The 22,537-nt window shown below is 37.7% G+C and carries 22 protein-coding genes; 12 read left to right on the top strand and 10 right to left on the bottom strand.

Annotation, left to right across the window (positions count from 1 at the left end; translation table 11 throughout):
* The first annotated feature begins 75 nt into the window (after window positions 1-75).
* Entirely contained in the window at window positions 76-2,604 is a 2,529-nt protein-coding gene (locus tag BM327_RS07360) for a lamin tail domain-containing protein (RefSeq protein WP_090247728.1), read from the top strand.
* Window positions 2,605-2,613: 9 nt separating this feature from the next.
* Window positions 2,614-3,087, top strand: a complete 474-nt coding sequence (locus BM327_RS07365; RefSeq protein ID WP_139230292.1) for a hypothetical protein — start codon at window positions 2,614-2,616, stop codon at window positions 3,085-3,087.
* A gap of 48 nt (window positions 3,088-3,135) precedes the next feature.
* On the opposite strand, the gene BM327_RS07370 is transcribed toward BM327_RS07365, so the two are convergent.
* The 9 genes from BM327_RS07370 to BM327_RS07410 form a co-directional block, all read right to left on the bottom strand.
* A complete protein-coding gene (locus tag BM327_RS07370; RefSeq protein ID WP_090247730.1) occupies window positions 3,136-4,029 on the bottom strand; it encodes a mechanosensitive ion channel family protein in 894 nt (297 codons plus the stop codon).
* 4 nt (window positions 4,030-4,033) lie between these two features.
* Window positions 4,034-4,849: a mechanosensitive ion channel family protein gene (locus BM327_RS07375; protein ID WP_170853708.1), complete on the bottom strand. Its 816-nt coding sequence runs from the start codon at window positions 4,847-4,849 to the stop codon at window positions 4,034-4,036.
* Between the two features lie 198 nt (window positions 4,850-5,047).
* Entirely contained in the window at window positions 5,048-5,641 is a 594-nt protein-coding gene (locus BM327_RS07380; protein WP_170853709.1) for an RNA polymerase sigma factor, read from the bottom strand.
* Window positions 5,642-5,863: 222 nt separating this feature from the next.
* Window positions 5,864-7,282 carry a pyruvate kinase gene (pyk, locus tag BM327_RS07385; RefSeq protein WP_090247739.1) on the bottom strand — a complete coding sequence of 473 codons (1,419 nt, stop codon included), beginning with the start codon at window positions 7,280-7,282 and terminating at the stop codon, window positions 5,864-5,866.
* 1 nt (window position 7,283) lies between these two features.
* Window positions 7,284-7,703, bottom strand: coding sequence for an IPExxxVDY family protein (locus tag BM327_RS07390; protein ID WP_090247741.1), 420 nt, complete (start codon window positions 7,701-7,703; stop codon window positions 7,284-7,286).
* 67 nt (window positions 7,704-7,770) lie between these two features.
* Window positions 7,771-8,496, bottom strand: coding sequence for a ribonuclease III (gene rnc / locus BM327_RS07395; RefSeq protein WP_170853710.1), 726 nt, complete (start codon window positions 8,494-8,496; stop codon window positions 7,771-7,773).
* Between the two features lie 2 nt (window positions 8,497-8,498).
* On the bottom strand, window positions 8,499-9,752 hold the full coding sequence (fabF, locus tag BM327_RS07400; protein ID WP_090247746.1) for a beta-ketoacyl-ACP synthase II: 1,254 nt from the start codon (window positions 9,750-9,752) through the stop codon (window positions 8,499-8,501).
* Window positions 9,753-9,785: 33 nt separating this feature from the next.
* Window positions 9,786-10,022, bottom strand: a complete 237-nt coding sequence (locus tag BM327_RS07405; protein WP_090247749.1) for an acyl carrier protein — start codon at window positions 10,020-10,022, stop codon at window positions 9,786-9,788.
* Window positions 10,023-10,089: 67 nt separating this feature from the next.
* Window positions 10,090-10,770, bottom strand: a complete 681-nt coding sequence (locus tag BM327_RS07410; RefSeq protein WP_090247752.1) for a nitroreductase family protein — start codon at window positions 10,768-10,770, stop codon at window positions 10,090-10,092.
* A gap of 75 nt (window positions 10,771-10,845) precedes the next feature.
* Here BM327_RS07410 and purN point away from each other — a divergent pair, with 75 nt between their 5' ends.
* From purN to BM327_RS07425, 3 genes are all read left to right on the top strand, one after another.
* Entirely contained in the window at window positions 10,846-11,421 is a 576-nt protein-coding gene (gene purN, locus BM327_RS07415) for a phosphoribosylglycinamide formyltransferase (RefSeq protein WP_090247755.1), read from the top strand.
* Between the two features lies 1 nt (window position 11,422).
* Window positions 11,423-12,034, top strand: a complete 612-nt coding sequence (locus BM327_RS07420; protein ID WP_090247758.1) for a MarC family protein — start codon at window positions 11,423-11,425, stop codon at window positions 12,032-12,034.
* A gap of 71 nt (window positions 12,035-12,105) precedes the next feature.
* Window positions 12,106-13,731 carry a hypothetical protein gene (locus tag BM327_RS07425; RefSeq protein WP_090247761.1) on the top strand — a complete coding sequence of 542 codons (1,626 nt, stop codon included), beginning with the start codon at window positions 12,106-12,108 and terminating at the stop codon, window positions 13,729-13,731.
* Between the two features lie 232 nt (window positions 13,732-13,963).
* On the opposite strand, the gene BM327_RS07430 is transcribed toward BM327_RS07425, so the two are convergent.
* Entirely contained in the window at window positions 13,964-15,166 is a 1,203-nt protein-coding gene (locus BM327_RS07430; RefSeq protein WP_090247764.1) for an acyl-CoA dehydrogenase family protein, read from the bottom strand.
* A 115-nt stretch (window positions 15,167-15,281) separates the two neighbouring features.
* On the opposite strand from BM327_RS07430, the gene BM327_RS07435 reads away from it, so the two are divergent.
* The 7 genes from BM327_RS07435 to BM327_RS07465 all read left to right on the top strand — a co-directional run bounded on the left by BM327_RS07435 (window position 15,282) and on the right by BM327_RS07465 (window position 22,517).
* Window positions 15,282-15,998 (top strand): DUF4271 domain-containing protein, encoded by a 717-nt coding sequence (locus BM327_RS07435; RefSeq protein WP_090247768.1) that lies wholly within the window; start codon window positions 15,282-15,284, stop codon window positions 15,996-15,998.
* 30 nt (window positions 15,999-16,028) lie between these two features.
* On the top strand, window positions 16,029-16,781 hold the full coding sequence (locus BM327_RS07440) for a uroporphyrinogen-III synthase (protein ID WP_090247771.1): 753 nt from the start codon (window positions 16,029-16,031) through the stop codon (window positions 16,779-16,781).
* A gap of 363 nt (window positions 16,782-17,144) precedes the next feature.
* Window positions 17,145-17,762, top strand: coding sequence for a transposase (locus BM327_RS07445; protein WP_139230293.1), 618 nt, complete (start codon window positions 17,145-17,147; stop codon window positions 17,760-17,762).
* A gap of 123 nt (window positions 17,763-17,885) precedes the next feature.
* Window positions 17,886-20,411, top strand: coding sequence for a transglycosylase domain-containing protein (locus tag BM327_RS07450; RefSeq protein WP_090247775.1), 2,526 nt, complete (start codon window positions 17,886-17,888; stop codon window positions 20,409-20,411).
* 3 nt (window positions 20,412-20,414) lie between these two features.
* Complete coding sequence (locus BM327_RS07455) at window positions 20,415-21,110, top strand: CoA transferase subunit A (protein ID WP_090247777.1); 696 nt, start codon at window positions 20,415-20,417, stop codon at window positions 21,108-21,110.
* A 27-nt stretch (window positions 21,111-21,137) separates the two neighbouring features.
* A complete protein-coding gene (locus tag BM327_RS07460; RefSeq protein ID WP_090247779.1) occupies window positions 21,138-21,794 on the top strand; it encodes a CoA transferase subunit B in 657 nt (218 codons plus the stop codon).
* Between the two features lie 9 nt (window positions 21,795-21,803).
* Window positions 21,804-22,517, top strand: a complete 714-nt coding sequence (locus tag BM327_RS07465) for a glycosyltransferase family 2 protein (protein WP_090247781.1) — start codon at window positions 21,804-21,806, stop codon at window positions 22,515-22,517.
* The last annotated feature ends 20 nt before the right edge of the window (window positions 22,518-22,537 follow it).

Raw genomic sequence — 22,537 nt, forward strand, 5'->3', positions numbered from 1 at the left:
CGCAGGGTATAAACGCCCTGACCTCCATTAAATTTCGGGGCAAATGTACTAACTTTAAGTTTTAAAATAACCACCATGAAAACATCAATCCTAGCTTTATCACTAATTTTCACGGTTAATATTGTATTTTCACAAATATCCGAATATTTTAACAGTGAATTTGTTTTTCAAACTTCTTTATGGAAGGGAGATAGCAGTAAATTTACGATTAATTCCTTGGAACAGTTGCAATTGAACGACAATCAGGCGGGAATAGCATCATTAACTAAGGTTCACCAACTCGATACTTTGAATTGGAAGCAGTGGGAATTTCAGTTGCGTTTGAATTTTAGTCCTTCCAGCGGAAATTACGCCCGTATTTATTTGGCATCACCAGACAGTGTACTTAACTCGAGTTCTCAAGGTTTGTATTTACAATTTGGAGAATCGGGGAGTGGCGATATAATACGATTCATACATGATACGGGAACGACAACCGAATTAATGACAGGGCCTCCTAACCTCATTAATTCTTCTTTTGATATCCAAGTAAGAATTAGGGTAGACAGCTCCAACCTTTGGCGCCTGGAAATCTATGACGAGCTTTTGTTTGAATATATAGTAGTGGATAGTGCATATGGCAGTTACAGCGTACCTGGTGAATATTTCGGATTGTATTATCAATACACCAGCTCTAATGCCACAAAGTTTTACCTGGATAATGTGATCGTTGGAAGTATACCTGTAGACACCTTTCCTCCTCAACTTTTGTCCCTTGAATATACCTATTCAGATCTACTTAGCTTTCAGTTTGAAGAAGAGCTGGATACAATTTCTCTAGATAGTATAGTCTTATCAAGTCCTGTCGGCAATCTTCCCGCATATGAGTTAGCGTTTGGACCAAATAATAAAGAATTACAGTTTAGTTTTTCCTCTCCTTTAGAAAACGACAGTGTTTATACGTTTATACTATCAGGCTACAAAGATGTTCTTTTTAATGAAGGTGACACCAGTTTACAGCTACATGTTTTATATGGAGAGCCATGCTTACAGGGTGATGTTATTTTCAACGAGCTGATGATAGATCCTTCACCGAGTTTAGGTTTACCAGAGGTGGAATACATAGAGCTATACAATCGATCGGAGAAGTTGATTAATCTGCATCAGTTCTTATTGGTAAATGATGAGGATACACTGTCCTTAGCTCAAGGTTGGTTAAGGCCTAATACTTATGTTCTGCTATGTTCTCCAGCGGATACCACTTATTTTACCAACTGCATAGGTGTTGTTTCTTTTCCCAATTTGAGTAACAATGAAGATAAGTTTGTTTTGATAGATACTTTGGGAGAAGTATTGGATGAAATTGCCTACAATGCGGACTATTTTCAGGGAGAAGTTGAAGCCGGAAATGGTCGAAGTTTGGCCCTTAAATTTCCCAACTATTTCTGTAAATCATCCCAAGCGTGGGAGGGGAGTTCAGCTCCCGTGGGTGGGAGTCCTGGAAAGGCAAATTTTAATGTACACTGGGAGTATGACACACAAGTTCCTCGAGTAGAGTTTATAGAGATCCTTGACACTTCAAGCCTAGGTTTTCATTTTAATGAAAGCATGGAATACGCAGATTTTTCAGGTGATACGCTAATAATACCAGACGTTGAGGTTGTGGCTAGTGCGTGGCTAGATAATACTCTCAAGCTCCGATGGGCGCAAGCCTTTCCTCTTAATGAATATATAACATTAAAATTCCATCCTATAGCTGATTGCAATGGCAATTTTATGGATACAACGGTAAGCGTACTTATACCTGATCGCGTCCAAACGGGTGATGTGATTATAAGTGAGGTGTTGTTTAACCCCGTAACGGGTGGTAGTGATTACGTTGAACTTTACAATCGAAGCGAAAAATATATTTCACTCAAAGGTGTTGGACTTGGTAAGAGCGAGGAGGATATGATTTTTATTGATACCCCTTTGATTCTCGCTCCGTATGCCTATGTCTATTTTTCGGCAGATGTAAGTTTTCAAGAAAAGCATTATCCTTTTGTTGGGGTTCAAAATGGATGGGAAATGAATTTACCTAATTTTCCAAACGACAGTGGTCGCGTAATTTTAGCCGATTCTTTTACGATTTATGACGTGTTTGTTTATTCAGAAAAAATGCATTTTCAATATTTCGAGGATGTCAACGGTGTTTCCTTGGAGCGCGTAAATTTGATGGAAGATGAGGCGCAATGGTACAGTGCAGGTAGCGCAGTGAATTATGGTACTCCTGGGTATAAAAACTCTCAATTCTCAACGGTGGAGGGTACGGCTTCTCTTACAGTTTCGCCTCAAATTATCACACCAAATGGCGATGGGGAAAAAGATTTTACATCAATTTATTATTCGTTTGAGGCCCTTAAATATATGTTAACCCTGAAAATATACAATGAAGAGGGTGTGTTGGTTAAGATATTGAAAAACAATGTTTTAAATGGCGATTCTGGTTTTTCTAACTGGTCAGGGTTTGATGAAAATAATCACTTGTGTGGCATAGGAAATTACATAGTTGTTGCAGAATTTCTTGACCTGGAGACACAGCAATTGCAAGTATGTCGACAAATTCTTATCTTGAGTGGGAAATAAAATCTACTTATGATGAAAGGAATGAAGAAAATGTTGGTTGCGCTTGCATTTATTGCAGGTGGAATTGGAGTTGCATCGGCGCAGAATTACAATAATGCGCTTGGTTTGCGATTTGGTTCATACGGAGATGGAGCTTTAAACTTAAAGCACATGTTAGGAGGTTCTAATGCGATTGAAGCTACTTTAGGAGGTGGATCACATCACCTTTACTTAGAAGGACTTTACGAATGGAACTGGGATTTAAGCGGAGGTTTAAATTGGTATTTAGGTGCAGGTGCTGGAGCCTTTATGTGGGGTGATGGTCACAACAATGATAAATTCGAAGATGGATTTGCATTAAGTGCACGTGGAGTTATCGGTCTTGAATACACTTTTGACTTCCCATTAAACTTAGCCTTACATACAGGGCCAAGAATTGGTATCATCAATGGACCTGGTTATGCAGGTTGGGGTGGTTCTTTGGCCATAAGATATGCATGGTAATCTTTAGAAGAAAGATAAAAAAAGCGGACGTTAATGTGTCCGCTTTTTTTATGCATCTGTTTTACTGATAATATGTAGATCTCTTTGTGGGAAAGGAATAGAAATGTTGTGTTTAGCCAAGCTCTTGTAGATTTCAATGCGCAAATTGCTTTTTAAATTATCCACAGTAAAGGCTTGTCTTGTCCAGAAGATAAGTTCAAAGTCTAAGGACGAATCTCCGAAGTTTTTGAACCTAACAAAAGGTTGAGGACTTTGTTCAATTTCTTGCATGTTGGCCATACAACTTTGAAGTATTTCAATCACTTCTTCCACGTCAGAACCGTAAGCTACACCTATGTCAACCATAAATCGTACGCTTCCGTGATTGTGACTCCAGTTAATTACCTTTTCGGTTACAAATTTGGAGTTAGGTATAATGATGGTAACATTTTCTCGTGTAATGAGTTTAGAGTTTCTTAGGTTTATTTCTTCAACCTGACCAATGATGCCATCTACTTCTATGATCTCCTTCACTTTTATTGTTCCCTCGAATAGTAAGAAAACACCAGAGACAAAATCGGCAAATATGTTTTGAAGTCCCATACCCACCCCAACTAAAAGTGCTGCTGAACCAGCAAGAAGTACAGAGACTTTAATGCCAACCGAGTCTAGCATAATGACTATACTGATTACCCAAACAAAGTACTTTACCAATAGGTAAATGGAATGTCTACGTTTAAATTCTTCTTGTTCTAGTTGTTTTTTTGGCGGATTTTCTATGATCCTCTTAAGCAGTTTTAATACAACTAGCGTGATACCAAAAATGATAAGTAATACACCTATATCTATTATTTTTAGACTATAGTTTTCAACTGAGCTCAATAAATCATAGCCCAGGATATCATTAAAAGTTTCGAAAGATTTTGAACTTTCTATGTTGAGAATGTCCAAGAAGAATTGCATAGTGCTATTTAATTATTTTATAATAATTCGAGTAAAATGTATCGGATGGGAAAATGTGTTTTTCTTTCTCCGTTTCTAAGATAACAGAAGTTCTTGAGATGGAAACAACTGTGCCTGTAATATTATTGATTTCAACCTTATCCCCAAGCTCAAGGTTTGATCTATTATAGTGGGTTTTGATAATGTCTGTAACAACGTTTTTACTTCCTAAACCTATGGCCAATGAAAGTATTAAGGCAAAGGCTCCCAAGATGATATAAATATGCGATGAAATTAGAGTGATATCTAATCCTGCTTGAGAAAGGGAAGTTAAGATAATGATGACCAGCAAGAAGTAAAACAAAATGTCACTTACAAATGCGCCCAAACCGAGTCCCATAGATTGTGTAATGGATTTCACTGATTTTTTTAGGAATTTGGCCAAGGTATAACCCAGAATAAAAATGAGAAGCGCACTCATTATTTTAGGTAGGTATTGTATCAAAGCGGTTAGTTCTTGCGACACATTAGTCCAACCTATGCTTTCAGCAGCTCCAACTATGGCCAACAAAAAAACTAACCAATAAACGATTTTAGACACGATTACAGGTAAGCTAAATTCGAAATTGAGTTTATCACTTAAATCATCCACGTTTAAAGCACTGGCAACTTTAGAGTTTTTAGTACGGTTGAGAACGCGTAAAACAACATAGGCTAATAGTTTGGCCATTAACCAACCAACAAGTAGTATGAGTAAACCAAATAAGAGTGTAGGCAGTATTTCTAGGGTTTCTTGCCAAAGGATGTCAAAGGTTTCTTTAAGTCTATTTACGTTCGTCATTTTTGCGGTTTTTTTGAAGTGTATTAAATAAAGTATAGCTAGCATCCGGGAGGTTTTTAAAGAATAACTCTCCCATTTCCTTCATGAATATATATCTGCGGGCAGATTTGATTACCCGCGATTTTATTTCCTCAGGAGCAATATTTTGATGCATGTATTGGTTTAAAAGTTCTTTCAAAATAATGATAGTTATAGAGTTTAAAAATAAAAGGCATTGCCAATTAGAAGCAGCAAAGTGTTGAGGGAGTTCTTATTGGTTAAATTAAATTTTAGCTTATTTCTGGTGCGCATCAATTTCATTTTTGTAGAGCTCAAACCTAGTTGTAAATACTCTGCTATTTCAGAAACCGTTAAACCCTCCCAGTAGTGAAGCACGAGTATAAGTCTTTCTGTATCGTTCAATTTATCAATTTCTTCCTTTAACCTTTCTGCATCTTCTGATGATGCATCTACTTCTGGTAGATGATAGACGGCCTCATTTTCTAGTGCATAGATCAAATCTTCAGTTTCTTCAGTTAGTTTTTTTTCAACCCTGAAATAATCAACACAATGGTTGTAAACGATTCTACTGATCCATGCTTCTAGTCTTTTTGGGTCTTCTATGGTATCAATTTTTTGGAAAGCTTTGAGAAATACATCGTGGGTAGCATCTTTGGCGAGCTCCTCGTCTTTTAGTATGAAAAAACATCGGTTGTACACGGTATGGTTTAATCCATCATAGAGTTCCCCCAACGCTTTAAGTTCGTTTTGCTTTAATCGTGTAATGATGTCCGAATAATCAATTTCTTCCATGTTTGTAATAAATGTAGGAGTTGTATGCATACCAAAACGAACCGCTATTAATATAACGGTTCGCCATTCGGTTTTAGTTGTAAAGGGTATAGTTAAAATTGAAAGGGTTTATCTTTTTTTATCTCAACTACTACTAAGTTGACGTATTCAAAAGAGTTTGGTCACAAAAAAAGTCACAAAAATTTTGTGACTCTATATTCGTTGTGTTTCAGTAAATATTCGTTACTCCACGTAGCTTAATTTCAACATGTTTGAACGTCCTTTTTCTTCAATTGGAATAGAAGTAATGTTGATCATTAATTCACCTTGTTGTAATCTGTTTTCTTTTTTCAATAAGTATTTGATATCAGCAATGGTGTGATCTGTACTAACCATTTTATCATAGTAGAAGGCATGTACACCCCAAACCAAGTTTAACTGCGTTAAAATGGCCTTATTACTCGTAAATACGAAGATGTTGGCCTTTGGTCTTTGCGATGCAATTTTGTACGCTGTGTAGCCAGAGAATGACATAGTAACGATGGCATCTGCTTCTACACGTTGCGCTAAACGAACGGCATTAAAACAAATACTGTCTGAGATAAACCTTTCTTGGTTTTTTTCCGGTAATTCTTCTTTGTGATAAATACCATCGAAGCTTTCTACCTTCGTAACAATTTTACTCATGGCTTCTATGACTTCTAAAGGATATTTACCCACAGAAGTTTCTCCAGAAAGCATCACGGCATCAGCTCCGTCTAAAACTGCGTTAGCCACGTCATTAACCTCTGCTCTTGTAGGTGTGATGTTCTCTATCATAGATTCCATCATCTGCGTTGCTACAATAACGGGTTTTGCGTGTTGATATCCTTTTTGAATGATGAGTTTTTGAACCAATGGCACATCTTGCATAGGAATTTCAACTCCTAAATCTCCACGGGCTACCATCAAGGCATCACTCTGCTTAACGATTTCGTCCAAATCTTCTACCGCTTCTGGTTTTTCTATTTTAGCGATAACCTTTGCAGAGTTGTGTTGTGCAGAAATAATGTGCTTTAATTCTATGATGTCTCTAGCTGATCTCACAAAAGAAAGACCTATCCAGTCTACCTTGTGGGCTAAAGCAAAATCCAAATCTTCTCTATCTTTTTTCGTTAAAGAAGGCATAGAAATCTTGGTTTGTGGTAAGTTCACACCTTTCTTCGAAGAAAGGGTTCCACCATGTACCACTTTCGCTTTGATAATTTCTCCGTCAGAGGAGATCACTTCAATTTGTAATTTACCATCGTCTAACAAAATCAATTCACCTTGTTTAACATCTTTAGGTAATTGCTCATAATTGATAGCAATGCGTTCTGCTGTTCCTAAGTGGTCTTTGTCTGTACAGATTTCTATCTCTTTACCATTGATGAGTTCAATGGCGTTGTTTTCGACCTCTCTTACACGTATTTTAGGACCTTGTAGATCGGCTAAAAGTGCGACGTTAGATCCTAATTCAGCATTGATTTCACGAACAGTTTGTATGACTTTCAAATGGTCTTCGTGTGAACCATGAGAAAAATTTAATCGAGCAACATTAAGTCCTGCTTGTATCATTTTCTTCAACATTTTTTTTGGAGAAGAAGAAGGACCTATGGTTGCAACTATTTTCGTTTTTTTCATCTTAAAAAATTAATTTATCGGCAGATTTTAGTTCCTCTGGATCAAAAATTACCGCGGTTAATATAGTTGATATTGTTTTCATTTGTGTTACCAAATCATCAATATCAACGCTGACGTTTTCTCGAATAACAAGAAAGTAGTCTATTTGTTGTTTCTCCGGCATTAAGTATTTGCCTTCGCTTTTGTTTTTAATGAGATAGTACTCTGTGTTCTCCACAGGATCTATATAGTCGTAGAAGGAATGCGTGCTCACAACACTGCCTTTTTTGTTAGAAACGGCAAAGGCTTCCTCTGCTTTCTTTAAGCCCAATTGTAAGGCCTCATTTAAGCTCCAGCATAATCTATAATCACTGTGATGACAACATATGCCGATGAGGTCGTAATCGTAGTCAGACTCTAAAGTAAGTAAATGTTTGGCCATAATTATTCACTATAAAGTAAAGGTAACAATATTCGTAAATAAGATGGTGGTCGATAGACGCAAGGAGTTAGATTTCTCCCATCAATAGTAAGGTCTCCTTAGAGGCGGCTTGTTCAGCTATCTTTTTTGAGCTTCCAGAACCCATTCCAAAGGATTTGTTTTGAATGATAACTTCCACTTGATAGTTCCATTTGTGCCCTAAATTCTCTTCTTTCAAAACCTTGAAATCCAAAGGGAGTTTATTTTTTTGAGCCCAGATGTACAATTTAGATTTAAAATCTATTTCTTCTTCCAGAAGGGTGTTTAAATCTGTGTACTTTCTAAAAATGTGGTATTTCACCGTTTTGTACACGGCTTGGTAACCACCGTCTAGGTAGATAGCACCAAAAATGGCTTCGAGCGCATTTCCTTCAAGTGTACTCACCTTAATGGTACGACCTTTTTGGTAAATAATGTGATCGATTAAACCTATCTCTGCTGCTATAGCAGAAAGTGATTTACGGTTAACCACTTTAGATTTAATTTTGGTTAAATACCCTTCGTCTTCTTTTGGAAATTTTTCAAATAGATAGTCTGCAACGATGGCGTCAAAGATGGCATCACCGAGAAATTCTAGACGTTCATTCGACCTTAATTTCTTTGAAGTGTTGGCAATAGATTTATGCGTTAACGCTTCTTTGAAAAGACGTAGTTTTTTAGGCCTATATCCGAAACGCTCTATTATGAAGCGAATCAGTATAAGATCCTGTTTACTTTTAGTAGAAGATCGAAATTGAAAAAATCGTCGTAACAATCTTATCCTTTGAATTTTTTGAAGATCGCAGAAGTGTTGTGACCACCAAATCCAAATGTGTTAGATAAAGCAGCGTTTACCGTTCTTTTTTGAGCTTCGTTAAAGGTGAAGTTTAACTTGTTGTCTATTTCTGGATCGTCCGTAACGTGATTAATTGTTGGAGGAACGATGTCATTTTTAACAGCCAAGATACACGCGATAGCTTCAATGGCACCAGCAGCACCTAAAAGGTGACCAGTCATTGATTTTGTAGAACTTATGTTCAAGTTGTACGCGTGCTCACCAAATACTGATTTGATAGCTTTAGTTTCAGCGATATCACCCAATGGAGTAGAAGTACCGTGTACGTTTACGTAATCGATTTCTGTAGCGTCCATGTTAGCATCTTCTAATGCAGATAACATTACATTTCTTGCTCCAATTCCTTCTGGGTGAGGAGCGGTCATGTGGTACGCATCTCCAGACATACCTCCACCTACTAATTCAGCGTAGATTTTAGCACCTCTTTTCATGGCGTGATCGTAATCTTCAAGAATCAAAGCACCAGAACCTTCACCCAATACGAATCCGTCTCTGTCTTTATCGAACGGACGAGATGCCGTTTCAGGAGAGTCGTTACGTGTACTAAGTGCTTTCAATGCGTTGAATCCACCCATACCCATTTCGTTTACTGCAGCCTCAGAACCACCAGTAACTATAGCGTCTGCTTTTCCTAAACGGATCAAATTGAATGCATCAATGATAGCGTTAGTAGAAGAAGCACAAGCCGAAACTGTTACGTAGTTTGGTCCGCGTAAACCATATTTAATTGAGATATGCCCTGCAGCGATATCAGCAATCATTTTTGGGATGAAGAAAGGGTTAAATCTAGGAGTGCCATCTCCTGAGAAGAAGTTTTGCGCTTCGTCTTGGAAAGTTTTTAAACCTCCAATACCTGAACCCCAAATAACTCCGATTCTGTCTTTGTTACACTCTGCAGTGTCCAAACCAGAATCAGCCATGGCTTCTGTTGCAGAAACCATGGCATATTGTGAAAATTGATCTAATTTTCTGGCTTCTTTACGATCGATATGATCGGTAACGTTGAAATTTTTTACCTCACAAGCAAAATTCGTCTTGAATTTTGAAGCATCAAATTGTTGAATTTGAGCTGCACCGCTTTTTCCGCTAATTAATCCAGTCCAATATTCTTCAACTGTATTTCCTATTGGGGTAAGGGCACCCAATCCTGTAACAACAACTCTTTTAAGCTCCATAAAACAAATTTTACGTCAGTGATAGTTTAAAAATTACTTTGCGTTCTCTGTGATGTATGTAACAGCGTCTCCAACAGTTTGGATGTTCTCTGCTTGATCATCTGGAATAGCAATGTTAAATTCCTTTTCGAATTCCATAATTAATTCTACAGTATCCAAAGAATCTGCTCCTAAATCGTTTGTGAAAGATGCTTCAGCGTTTACTTCGCTTTCTTCAACACCTAATTTATCTACGATAATTGCTACTACTTTTGAATTGATATCAGACATTTCTTTAACTTTTTAAAGGGTTAATTCGACCGCAAAGAAAAAAGTAAAACTTTATAAAACAAAATTTTTATTCATAATATTGAATTATTTCACGCTTCGCTTTCCTTTTCAAGTCTGGAACTCGCGCCCCTTTTTTAGGGTATCCTACTGGGATGAGTAGAAAGGGTCTTTCATTTTCTGGCCTATTCAGGGCTTTGATTAGAAAATTCATTGGACTCGGAGTATGGGTCAACGAAACTAATCCTGCATTATGAATTGCTGCTAATAAAAAACCTGCGGCCAAACCTACAGACTCATTAACATAGTAATTGTTCTTTTTTTTCCCGTCTACAATATCGTAAGGTTTTTTCATAACTACAATAATCCATGGAACAATTTCTATGAATTCTTTGTGCCAATCTGTGCCAAGTGGAGCGAGGTCTTTTAACCATTCGTCTTTCATGCGGCCATTGTAAGATTTGTACTCTTCCTCTTCGGCTAGTTTGCGGATTTCTTTTTTAAGCTCTTGGTTAGATATTAAACAAAAGGTCCAAGGCTGTTTATGTGCTCCAGAAGGCGCCGTACTTGCGGTCATGATAATGTTCTCAACCACCTCCTTGGGTACTGGTGTATCGGCAAAGTCGCGCACTGACCTGCGCTTATCCATAAATGTGAAAAATTCCTGAGATCTGTTGAGCATTTCACACTCATCATAGCTTTGATTTTCATAAGGAACAGTAGGGTACTCTTCTTTCTCGTTGTCTATCATATATTAAAGTAAGGACGAATAAATCTGTGGGGAAAAAATAAGAATAAATACGTTGAATGTTCATAACTTTGCCCCATGAAAAAAATTAAAGTCTTCGTTTTTGCATCGGGTGGAGGAACCAATGCTGAGAAATTATTTAACTATTTTAAAGATTCAGATCGTGTAGAAATGAGTCGTATGGTTTGTAATAAGGAAGGGGCTAAGGTATTTGACAGAGCTGCAAAGTTTGGGGTAGAATCTACCTTAATCACTAATGAACAAGCCGCGGATAGTGCTTTTTTAATTGACCTATGTAAGGAGGCTGACTTTATAGTTCTAGCAGGGTATTTGAGAAAAATACCAGCAGGTTTCATTCAACAATTTCCGGAGCGCATCGTAAATATCCATCCAAGTTTATTACCCAAATATGGTGGTAAGAATTTTTACGGTGAAAAAGTGCATTTGGCAGTTTTGGAGAACAAAGAGAAGGAAACAGGAATTACTATACACTATGTGAATGAGAATTTTGATGAAGGGAGAATTATTGCTCAGCTTCATACAAAATTGGAGGAGAAGGATGATTTAGCTGCTGTGCAACGCAAGGTACAAATTTTAGAACATGCATATTTCCCATTCGTAGTAGAACAGGAGGTGCTTAAAATAGAGCAATGAAATGATAGATTTCTTTTTAGAGTTTAGTTTAGAAGGTTTTTTTAAGGCATTCATGGTATTGTTTGCCGTTATTGACATCGTAGGATCTATTCCCTTGATCATAAAGATTAAGGAAAAGAACGAAGTAAACCCAGCAAAAGCTTCTTTGGTTTCGTTAGGAATAATGTTGGCCTTCTTGATTGTTGGGGAGGGGATATTAGGATTGTTCGGTGTTGGAGTGCGTTCTTTCGCCGTTGCAGGTTCCCTTATTTTATTTGCTATGGCGGTAGAAATGATAATGGGAGTGGAGTTATTTAAGGACGATGGTTCTGGAGGTAAAATGGCCAGTATCGTTCCTTTAGCGTTCCCAATTATTGCTGGAGCTGGGTCTATGACGACCATAATTTCACTTCAGGCAGAATATTCTTTCATCAATATTTGTTTGGCGATTATTGCCAATATATTGGTGGTGTATGTGGTGTTAAAATTAACAAAGAGGATAGAACGTTTACTAGGTCCGGGAGGGATAGCCATCTTAAAAAAGGTGTTTGGAATTATTCTATTAGCCATAGCTATTAAGCTGTTTGCTACAAATATTCCGGCCTTGTTTGAGAATTTACACGGAACAAAATAACAAAGTAGAATATGATATTGAAGAAAAGGACTTCCATTGGGGAGTCCTTTTTTTTGTTGTTAAATAGCGAGATGAAAAATGCTGATGTAAGAAACAAATATTACTTTAGTTTCAGATGTTTAATTGAAATGAAGGGAATCTTTGCAAAACAGATAGTTTATCCTGTCTTAGCCTTGGTGATAGGACTCGTACTCGTTCAAATGCGTGTTTTGGGTTGGGATTTATCTCGTATCCCAGGAGATTTGGGGGATGCTCGATTTAACATGTATTTATTGGAACATGCCTATCAGTTTAGTACGGGGCAATGGGCTGAGTATTGGAATGCGGGTTTCTTTTACCCAGCGGCCAATGCTATTTCATTTTCTGATAACCTTTTAGGCTCTTCTCCTATTTATATAATAGGACGATGGTTAGGATTGAGTAGAGAAGGAGCTTTTCAGTTTTGGATTGTAATCCTTGCGATTTTAAATTTTGTTTGTGCTTATCTGTTTTTGAAGAAGGTAAGTAAACGAGCAGATTTAAGTGCGCTAGGAGCCTATATATTTGCTTTTTCTATCGTGTTGTTTTCGCAAATGTACCACGTGCAAACCATGCCGCGTTTTCCTTTTCCATTAATGTTGATGTTTGCCTACATGTTTCATCAGAAAGGGGAGCGTAAGTATTTTGTACTGACGGTTTGGATGTTGGTTTGGCAATTCTATTGTGGCGTTTATTTAGGGTTTTTCGCCTTGTTTATCTTGGGAGTATACATTTTGGTAAATGTATTTCTTCACCCCGCTTATTACAAAGCGTTTTATAAGGAAAAAGCGAATCTACTGTACATACTTCTTCATGCAGCCTTGCAAGGAGTAGCTATGGCTGTTTTGATGTATCCATATTTTTTAAGGTCTAGAGGGACAGAACCTTATACTTTAGAACGAATTTTGGCCACGGTACCCAGGCCGGCTTCTTATTTCTACAGCATAGAAGGTACTTTGTTATGGAAGTTTTTATCCGATGTGGGTAATGGTTGGGAATGGTCGTACACCCAAACATTATTTACAGGTGGTGTTGCAAGTTTAAGTATAGTTGCCCTGCTGGTATTATGGCTTATCAAGAAAGAAGTGCGTAAAGAATTTTGGAGTAAAAGAAATAGAGCTTTCCTTATTACGGCAATACTCACCTTTATCTTTTTTATTAAAATAGGTGATCATAGTTTGTATGCTCTAATTAAGGGAATTCCTGGCTTTGGAGCTTTACGTAGTTTGGATAGAATGATAAACCTTGAATTGCTTTTTATTGCTTTGGCCTTTGTATACATCGCTAAGAAATATCTTTTTAGGAAGGAAAGATTTTGGATGTTTGCCCTTGCAATGACCATATTGGGAGTGGATAATTACAAGGAAGATGTTGGTGGAATGACCATAGGTAAGTTTGAATCGCAGGAAAGGGTAAATATTGTATTGGCCAAGATGTCCGATTTTTCTAAGGAAGATATATTGTGTTACCAACCCGATACATTGACCGATAACTGTATATATTATCAATTGGATGCCATGCAGGCAGCTCAAGAGAAAGGTGTGAAAAGTGTAAATGGTTACAGTGCCACCTCGCCTTATGGATTTGATATGTTTTGGCGAGAGTTGAATGATGCTGGGAGAAGAAAATGGATGGAAATGAGTGGTGCAGATACAACGCATGTGGTTGTAGTGCATTAATAGAATTAGAATTCTGCTAGGGATAGAAATGGATACCCCACAAGCCGAATGAAGATTGAAAGTTGAAAAGGGTAGAGCGACAGGATGAAGCTTTGCCCTTTTTATTTACTTGAAACTTTATGAGGGTGAGGAGTAGAAATGGATAGCCCGTGAAGGCAGCCAAATAAAAAAATGTCATCAAAAAGAAAGGGACCTCGAAATGAGATCCCTTTGCAATATTATATGTGTTGACTTATTTGTTTAAGTCTGGCATTTCTCTTGTGAACGCTGGAATTCCAGTAACATCCATACCTGTAATTAACAAGTGGATATCGTGCGTACCCTCGTAGGTAACTACAGACTCTAAGTTAGCCATGTGACGCATCATAGAGTACTCAGAAGTAATACCCATACCACCGTGGATTTGACGAGCCTCACGTGCAATGTTTAATGCGATTTCAACGTTGTTACGTTTCGCCATAGAGATTTGTGCAGAAGTTGCTTTTCCTTCATTTCTCAATTGACCCAAGCGGAAGGTTAACAATTGCGCTTTCGTGATCTCTGTAATCATCTCAGCCAATTTCTTTTGAATCAACTGGAAAGATCCGATAGGAACATTAAACTGAGTTCTTTCTTTAGAGTATCTTAACGCTTGATCGTAACAGTCCATAGCAGCACCTAAAGCACCCCATGCGATACCGAAACGAGCAGAATCTAAACAAGATAATGGCGCACCTAAACCGCTTCTACCTGGTAATAAGTTTTCTTTAGGAACTTTTACGTTTTCGAAGATTAATTCTCCAGTTGCAGAAGCTCTTAATGAAAGTTTACCGTGCATTTCTGGTGTAGAGAAACCTTCCATACCTCTTTCAACTACCAATCCGTGAATTCTTCCTTCTTCGTTTTTCGCCCAAACTACAGCGATGTCAGCAAAAGGAGCATTAGAAATCCACATTTTAGCTCCATTTAACAAGTAGTGATCACCCATGTCTTTAAAGTTGGTAATCATACCTGCAGGGTTAGATCCGTGATCTGGTTCAGTTAAACCGAAACATCCGATCATTTCTCCTGTAGCTAATTTTGGCAAGTATTTCATTTTTTGCTCTTCAGATCCGTACTTCCAAATAGGGTACATCACCAATGAACTTTGAACGGATGCAGTAGAACGAAGACCTGAGTCACAACGCTCTAATTCTTGCATAATTAAACCGTAAGAAATTTGGTCTAATTCTGGTCCTCCATACTTGGTAGGAATGTAAGGTCCGAAAGCACCAATTTCACCCAAACCACTTAAGATGTGCATAGGGAAAGTAGCGTTTTCGTAGTGCTCATCTATGATAGGAGAAACTTCTTTCTTAACCCATGCACGTGCAGTATCACGGATTAATTTGTGTTCATCTGTAAGCAAGTCATCCATGTTAAAGTAATCTGGATGTGTATATAGATCTGTTGCCATGTGATTTTATTTTATTTTAGAATCGCCACAAAATTAGCGAAATATCTAGATTTTTTAAGTTCTTTAGCCAAGTGATTTAAAGATTGCTTCTATTTTTGTGAAAGCACAATACTCTATGTTACGAAAAAGTCTTCTTTTTTTATTCTTAACAATATTTGCCCAAATTTCATGGGCCAGCGATCAGGTATATAGCCTTACGGAGCGTTCGAGTAGTGTTCCTACCTTTGTTTATTATGTCTTGTGCGGTAGTTTATTGATTTTGTCGGTGGCTAAAATAATGAACACTGAAATCTTCGGGAATTTCTCTTTTGCATTTGTTTCTATAAAGAGCATGTTTATGTTAGAGAAGGAAGGTTGGAACACCTTGAAAGATGGCGGATGGTTATTGCTCTTGAATTATTTCGTTGTGGTGAGTTTAGGGATGTATATGTTTCTCCAGCATTTCCATGTTAATAGGGTATTAAGTTTTGGGCTGGCGGCTTATTATCTCTTACAGATTTTAGCCTTGTTTTTAACGGGAGTTGTTACTGGTAATTTTAAGCGCTTTTTTCATTCCTTTAGAAGTTACACCCTTGTGCATCAAATGCTGGGTATAGCCTTAATACCTTTTCTTTTGATTTGGGTATTAAATGAAGGGACAAATTCTATTTATCATTGGATATTTATAGGCTTGTGTGTTGTGTTTCAGTTGTATAAAATATTTCGTGGTTTTGTGATTGCAATTCGTCAGAATTTTGAATGGTATTATATTATTTTATACCTTTGCACGCTGGAAATTTTGCCCATCCTCGCTTTAATGAGAGGGTTAGCGGGTGGAATTGAGGGAGTGTAAAAAAGTATAAAACTATAATAACTACAGATTTTGAGCGTAAAAACCATACTAGTATCGCAGCCAAAGCCTGAGAACGACAAGTCGCCTTATTTCGACTTGGCGGAGAAGTATAAACTGAAGATAGATTTTCGTCCGTTTATACATGTCGAGGGTGTTGAGAAGAACGAGTTCAGAAACCAAAGGGTAAACTTACAAGATTTTACAGCAGTAATTTTAACATCAAAAACAGCGGTAGACCATTACTTTAGGATAGCAGAAGAGATGAGATATGAAGTGCCAGATAGCATGAAGTATTTCTGTATTTCTGAAGCTGTTGCTTACTACTTACAGAAGTATGTTACCTACAGAAAAAGAAAAATTTTCCATGGTAAGACTACGATTCACGACTTAATGGATGCTATCAAAAAGCACAAGAAAGAAAAATTCTTGTTGCCCTGTTCTGATATTTTGAGAGACGTAATTCCTGAAGTTCTGAATGAGAATAAAATAGATTTTCAAAAAGCAGTTTTGTACCGCACAGTTTGTTCTGACTTGTCAGACTTGGAGTCGGTAACCTATGACATGTTGGTGTTCTTTTCACCATCTGGAATTGAGTCGCTATTGAAAAACTTCCCAGACTTTAAACAAAACAACACTATGATTGCCGCTTTTGGTCCGACAACGGCCAAAGCTATTGTAGACAATAATTTGAGGTTGGATTTACATGCACCCCAACCCAATGCACCGTCTATGACGATGGCAATTGAGAATTACGTGAAAGACTTTTTGAAGAAGAAGAAGTAATTTTCGGTAAGAATATTGAGAGGAACCACGGCGAGAGTCGTGGTTTTTTTGTGGGGTTTAATTGGTTTGAGGAGATAGGGTGTTAACCTTGATTAGTCGCATAATTTCCATGACTTTTATTTGTTAAGGAAATTAAATTGACGTAACTTAAGATTCAACCTAATCTAAAATATCATGGACCTAACAACATTTATCCAACAATTTGGAACCGAAAGAAAGTGCGAGAAGTTTGTTCAATCTCAAAGAGAAAAACACGGTGTTATCTGCACGTGTTGTTCTAAGAAAGTTAGCAATTGGCGGTCGGTACAGAAGTATTGGCGATGTTCTTGCGGCAACAAAATTTCATTAAAAGCAGGGACCCTTATGGAGTCATCAAAATTGTCTTTGGCTGTTTGGTTTAAGGCTATGTTTTTAATGACTCATGTTAAAAAATCATATTCAATTTTAGAGCTATCTAGAATTCTAGGAATCAATCGCTATCGAACCGTTTGGTATTTATCTATGAAGTTAAGGGTGGGGATGGGACAAGATTTGTTGGGCAAGGAATATTTTCAATTCTTGTATTTAATCTCTAAGGCTAAGGCTCAAACTTCTCAGTTGAAAGCAATTCAGAATTATTCTATCAGTGCAATTTTAAAGTCGAAAATCTATAAAAGGGATGAGATTAATTTAATTGCGCCGGTAGATGTTCTCAAGAAAGTAGAGGTAGAAGAATTTAACCTGAAACGCAAAGGGTATAGGTGTTTGAAGGTTTTCGGTGTGCAAAGAAAGATAGAACTTAAAGAAGTTCACTATGCAGTAAAACCAGACGTTCAGTTATGGTTGAGTACTTTGGTTGCAAATTCCAATAGAATGCTCAATGGAATTCATCATGGTGTTAGTTTTTTACACCTTCAAAAGTATATGTTTGAGTATTCCTTTAACTATAATTTGAGGAGCCAGGATAAGTTTGAAAAATTGAAAAATTGTGTTCTGTTTTAAAGGATTGGAAAGCATGCGACTAATCAAGATGTGATTCTATTCTCAGCAAATAATAAATCCCCCTCCATCCCCTTCCCATCTTTCCCCACAAATAACTATTTTTATCCTGTAATTACATCATCCATGGCAAAAGCAAAAAAAGAAAAACAAAGCTTTACTTTTAAAACAAAATTTTTCATCTACCTAATCATCTGGTTAGGTGCTATGTTACCGCTGTTGGGTATCCTTTATTTGCGTTACATTGTAACGGATGAAGAGGACTTACCGTCGGTGGCTATGTTAGAAAATCCACCGGAGTTACTGGCAACAGATATTTTAGCTGATGACGGCGAAACATCTTTGGGTAAATTCTGGAAAATCAATAGAACTTCGGTTACCTATAACGAGATATCACCTTATGTAATTTCAGCATTGATCTCTACAGAGGATGAACGCTACCAAGATCACTCGGGTATTGATGCAAAGGCCGTGGGTAGAGCTTTGGCCAATATGGGACAAGCAGGAGGTGCTTCAACCATCTCGCAGCAGCTGGCGAAATTGATTTTTACCTTGGCACAAAGGGATAAAGAAAGAGCTGCAGCATTGTTGGATGATCCTGAAAAAGAAAGTAAAAGAGAGGTTAGTGGCTTGGAAGGGCGACTATATGAAAAAGTACAAGAGAACATTATTGCTTTAAGATTAGAAGAAAAATACACCAAAGAAGAAATCATTACCATGTACTTAAATCAATTTGATTTCTTGTACAATGCTGTGGGAATTGCTTCGGCCTCAAGGGTATATTTCAATTGTAAACCAAAAGATTTAACCAAAGAACAAGCAGCAATGTTGGTGGGGATGTGTAAGAATCCATCCTTCTATAACCCTCATTCTTTTAATGTAAGAAACTATGTGAAGCGCTATGCGAATTACAATAATATTGCAGAGGAAGATGTGACCGAAGACCAAGCAAGGTCTTTGTTTGTGAAGGATTCTTTGCGCGCAGTTAATAGACGAAATACGGTTTTAGACCTTTGGAGAAAAAATAGTGAAAAAGGAAATGAAGCCTTGACTGCGACTATAGATTCAGACGAAGAAAGAGATAGTTTACAAAACTTAAACATAGTTACCGACTACCAACGTGTGGATCACAAAGAAGGTATAGCTACCTACTTTAGAGAAACCTTGCGAAAAGAAGTGCAGGATGTTTTAAGTGCGAAAGATCAAGAAGGGAATTATGTGTATGCTAAGCCTGATGGAACACCTTTCAATATTTATGAAGATGGTCTGAAAATTTACACAACCATCAATGCTGATTTACAAAAGCACGCAGAATATGCTGTTCATAAGCATTTGTCTGAGACGCTGCAAAATGAGTTCACAAAAAATAACAAAAGAACAAAACATTTTCCCTTTTCAAACCGATTAACAAAAGACCAAATAGATAATATAGTTAATTCAGCAATGAAGCGTTCTGAGCGTTATAAATTGTTGAAATCAAAAGGCTTGTCACATGGCCAAATAGTCAAGGAATTTAATGAGCCAACGGAAATGACAGTTTTCTCGTGGAAGGGAGATATAGACACCATCATGTCACCTTTGGATAGTATACTCTACTATAAAAATTTCTTGCAAGCGGGTATGATTTCTATTCAACCGCAAACCGGTTTTGTGAAAGCATGGGTAGGTGGTACAGATTTAAATCACTTTGCTTATGATCACGTGAAACAAGGGAAGCGTCAGGTAGGTTCTACCATCAAACCTTTTGTGTATTCAGCGGCTATGAGATTTGGTGTGGTGACAAAATGTTCTACTTTCCCAGATATTGCATATTGTGTGGATGTGAATGATCAGAACAATCCGGATAAACTAAAATCATGGTGTCCGGGTAACTCGGGTGCGGATTTAACAGGTAAACCTATAACCGTTGGTCATGGTATCGCAAATTCTATGAACAACATTACTGTAGCGGTAATGTCTAAAATGGGGGGTACTGCCGGACCACAAGCTGTTGCAAAATTGATGGAAGATCTTAACATTACTTTGCGTAAAGAAGATGTCGTACCAGCCATGTGTTTGGGGGTAATGGATTTGTCTTTGTTCGAACTTGTTGCAGCTCAAGCCACTTTTGTGAACAAAGGAATTTATAATGCACCCACTATTTTATTGAGAATAGAAGATAGAAACGGAAATACGATTTACGAAGCTCAACCGAATTCTAAAGAGGCAATGTCAGAAGAATTGGCCTATGCAACTCTTTCTTTAATGAAGGGGGTTGTAGATCGAGGAACGGGTGCAAGCTTAAGAGGAACTTACAGACCTTGGGGAGGAATTACCTATCCAACCGCTGGTAAAACCGGAACAACGCAAAATAACTCAGACGGTTGGTTTATGGGCTTAACACCAGACCTTGCTACAGGAGTTTGGGTTGGAGCAGAAGATAGAGGTGTACACTTTAGAAGTATGCAGTGGGGACAAGGAGCCCGTATGGCTTTACCGATTTATGGGTACTATATGCAGAAGGTCTACAAAGACCCAAAAATTAAGATCTCCAAAGAGGATTTTGAGATGCCTATCAATTACCAAAATTCTGTGTATAATTGTAGCGGCGAGAATAACAATGATGGGTCAGGTGGTACTACCAATGAGGATCCAGACCTAGATTTATTTTAAGATATGAACAAAGTTGTAAATAACGTAGAAGATGCTTGTAAAGGCATAGAGAGTGGAATGACCCTTATGTTGGGTGGTTTCGGTTTGTGTGGAATTCCAGAAAATTCAATTGCGCAATTGGTTAAAATGGGCGTGAAGGATTTAACGTGTATTTCAAACAATGCCGGAGTAGATGATTTTGGATTAGGCCTACTTTTACAAGGGAAGCAAATCAAGAAAATGGTTTCTTCTTACGTGGGAGAAAACGATGAGTTCGAACGTCAAATGTTATCGGGAGAATTAGAAGTAGATTTAATTCCTCAAGGTTCTTTGGCAGAACGTTGTAGAGCAGGAGGAGCAGGAATCCCAGCTTTCTTTACGCCTGCAGGTTACGGAACAGAAGTGGCTGAAGGAAAAGAAGTAAGAGAATTCAACGGAAAACCGCATATTTTAGAAACGGCATTAACGGCAGATTTCGCTATCGTCAAAGCTTGGAAAGGAGATACAGAAGGTAACTTGGTGTTCAAGGCTACCGCACGTAACTTCAACCCTATGATGGCTATGGCAGGAAAAATTACCATTGCGGAGGTGGAAGAGTTAGTACCAGCTGGTGAGTTAGATCCAAACGAGATCCATACACCAGGAATTTTTGTTCAGCGCATCTTTAAAGGTGAAACTTTCGAAAAGAGAATCGAACAAAGAACGGTACGTCAAAAATAATTTCCAACCTTCAAAAATTAGATACAAATGGCTTTAGATAAAACAGGTATAGCAAAAAGAATTGCACAAGAATTACAAGATGGTTGGTACGTTAACCTAGGTATTGGTATCCCAACGCTTGTGGCAAACTACATCCCAGAAGATATAGAAGTTGAATTTCAATCTGAAAATGGAATCTTGGGTATGGGACCTTTCCCTTTTGAAGGGGAAGAAGATGCAGATTTAATCAATGCAGGTAAACAAACTATTACGGCTCGACCAGGAGCGGTGTTCTTTGATTCTGCAACTTCTTTTGCAATGATACGCGGACAACACGTTCAATTAACCGTATTGGGTGCGATGGAAGTAGCGCAAAATGGTGATATCGCAAACTGGAAAATTCCAGGGAAAATGGTAAAAGGTATGGGGGGAGCTATGGATTTAGTAGCCTCAGCAGAAAATATCATTGTGGCCATGATGCACACCAACAAAGCAGGTGAGTCTAAAATTTTAAAAGAATGTTCATTACCCTTAACAGGTGTTGGATGTGTAAAGAAAGTGGTAACGAATTTGGCGGTTTTAGAAATTAAAGACGGACAATTCCACTTGGTAGAAAGAGCTCCAGGCGTTAGCGTTGAAGAAATTATTGCAGCAACTGAGGGCGACCTTGTTGTACCAGACAACGTACCTGAAATGAACATTTAATTCTAATCAATGAAAAAATTATCCATACTTATACCTGCTTACAACGAGGAAAACACAATTCAAGTTATTCTAGACAAAGTTCAAGAAGTTGAATTGATCAATGATATTAAAAAGGAAATCGTAATTGTAAACGATTGTTCTAAAGATAAAACGGTAGAGCGAATAGAAGAGTACATGGAGCGCAACCCGCACATGGATATTCGTTTCTTTAGTCAAGACAGAAACCAAGGAAAGGGAGCGGCAATTAACCGCGCTATTCAAGAGGCAACGGGTGACTATATTATCGTTCAAGACGCCGATTTAGAATACGATCCGCACGAATATAACTTGTTGTTGAAGCCTGTTTTTATGGATAACGCAGATGTGGTTTATGGTTCTCGTTTCGTAGGAGCACAACCGCACAGAATCTTGTTTTTCTGGCATTCTATAGGTAATAAATTCTTAACCATGTTGTCTAACATGATGACGAATTTGAATTTAACCGATATGGAAACGTGCTACAAGTTGATCAGAACCTCTATTGCTCAAGATATCAAAATCAAAGAAAATCGATTTGGTATAGAGCCAGAGATTACAGCAAAATTGGCAAGAGTTAAGAAAATTAGAATTTATGAAGTAGGTATTTCTTACTACGGTAGAACCTACGAAGAAGGTAAAAAAATAGGCTGGAAAGATGGTTTCAGAGCCATCTACTGTATCTTCAAATACAAGTTCTCAAAATAATCTAAAGGAAGGCGAAAGTC

It is taken from the genome of Lishizhenia tianjinensis (assembly GCF_900116425.1).
Taxonomy (GTDB): Bacteria; Bacteroidota; Bacteroidia; order Flavobacteriales_D; family Crocinitomicaceae; genus Lishizhenia; species Lishizhenia tianjinensis.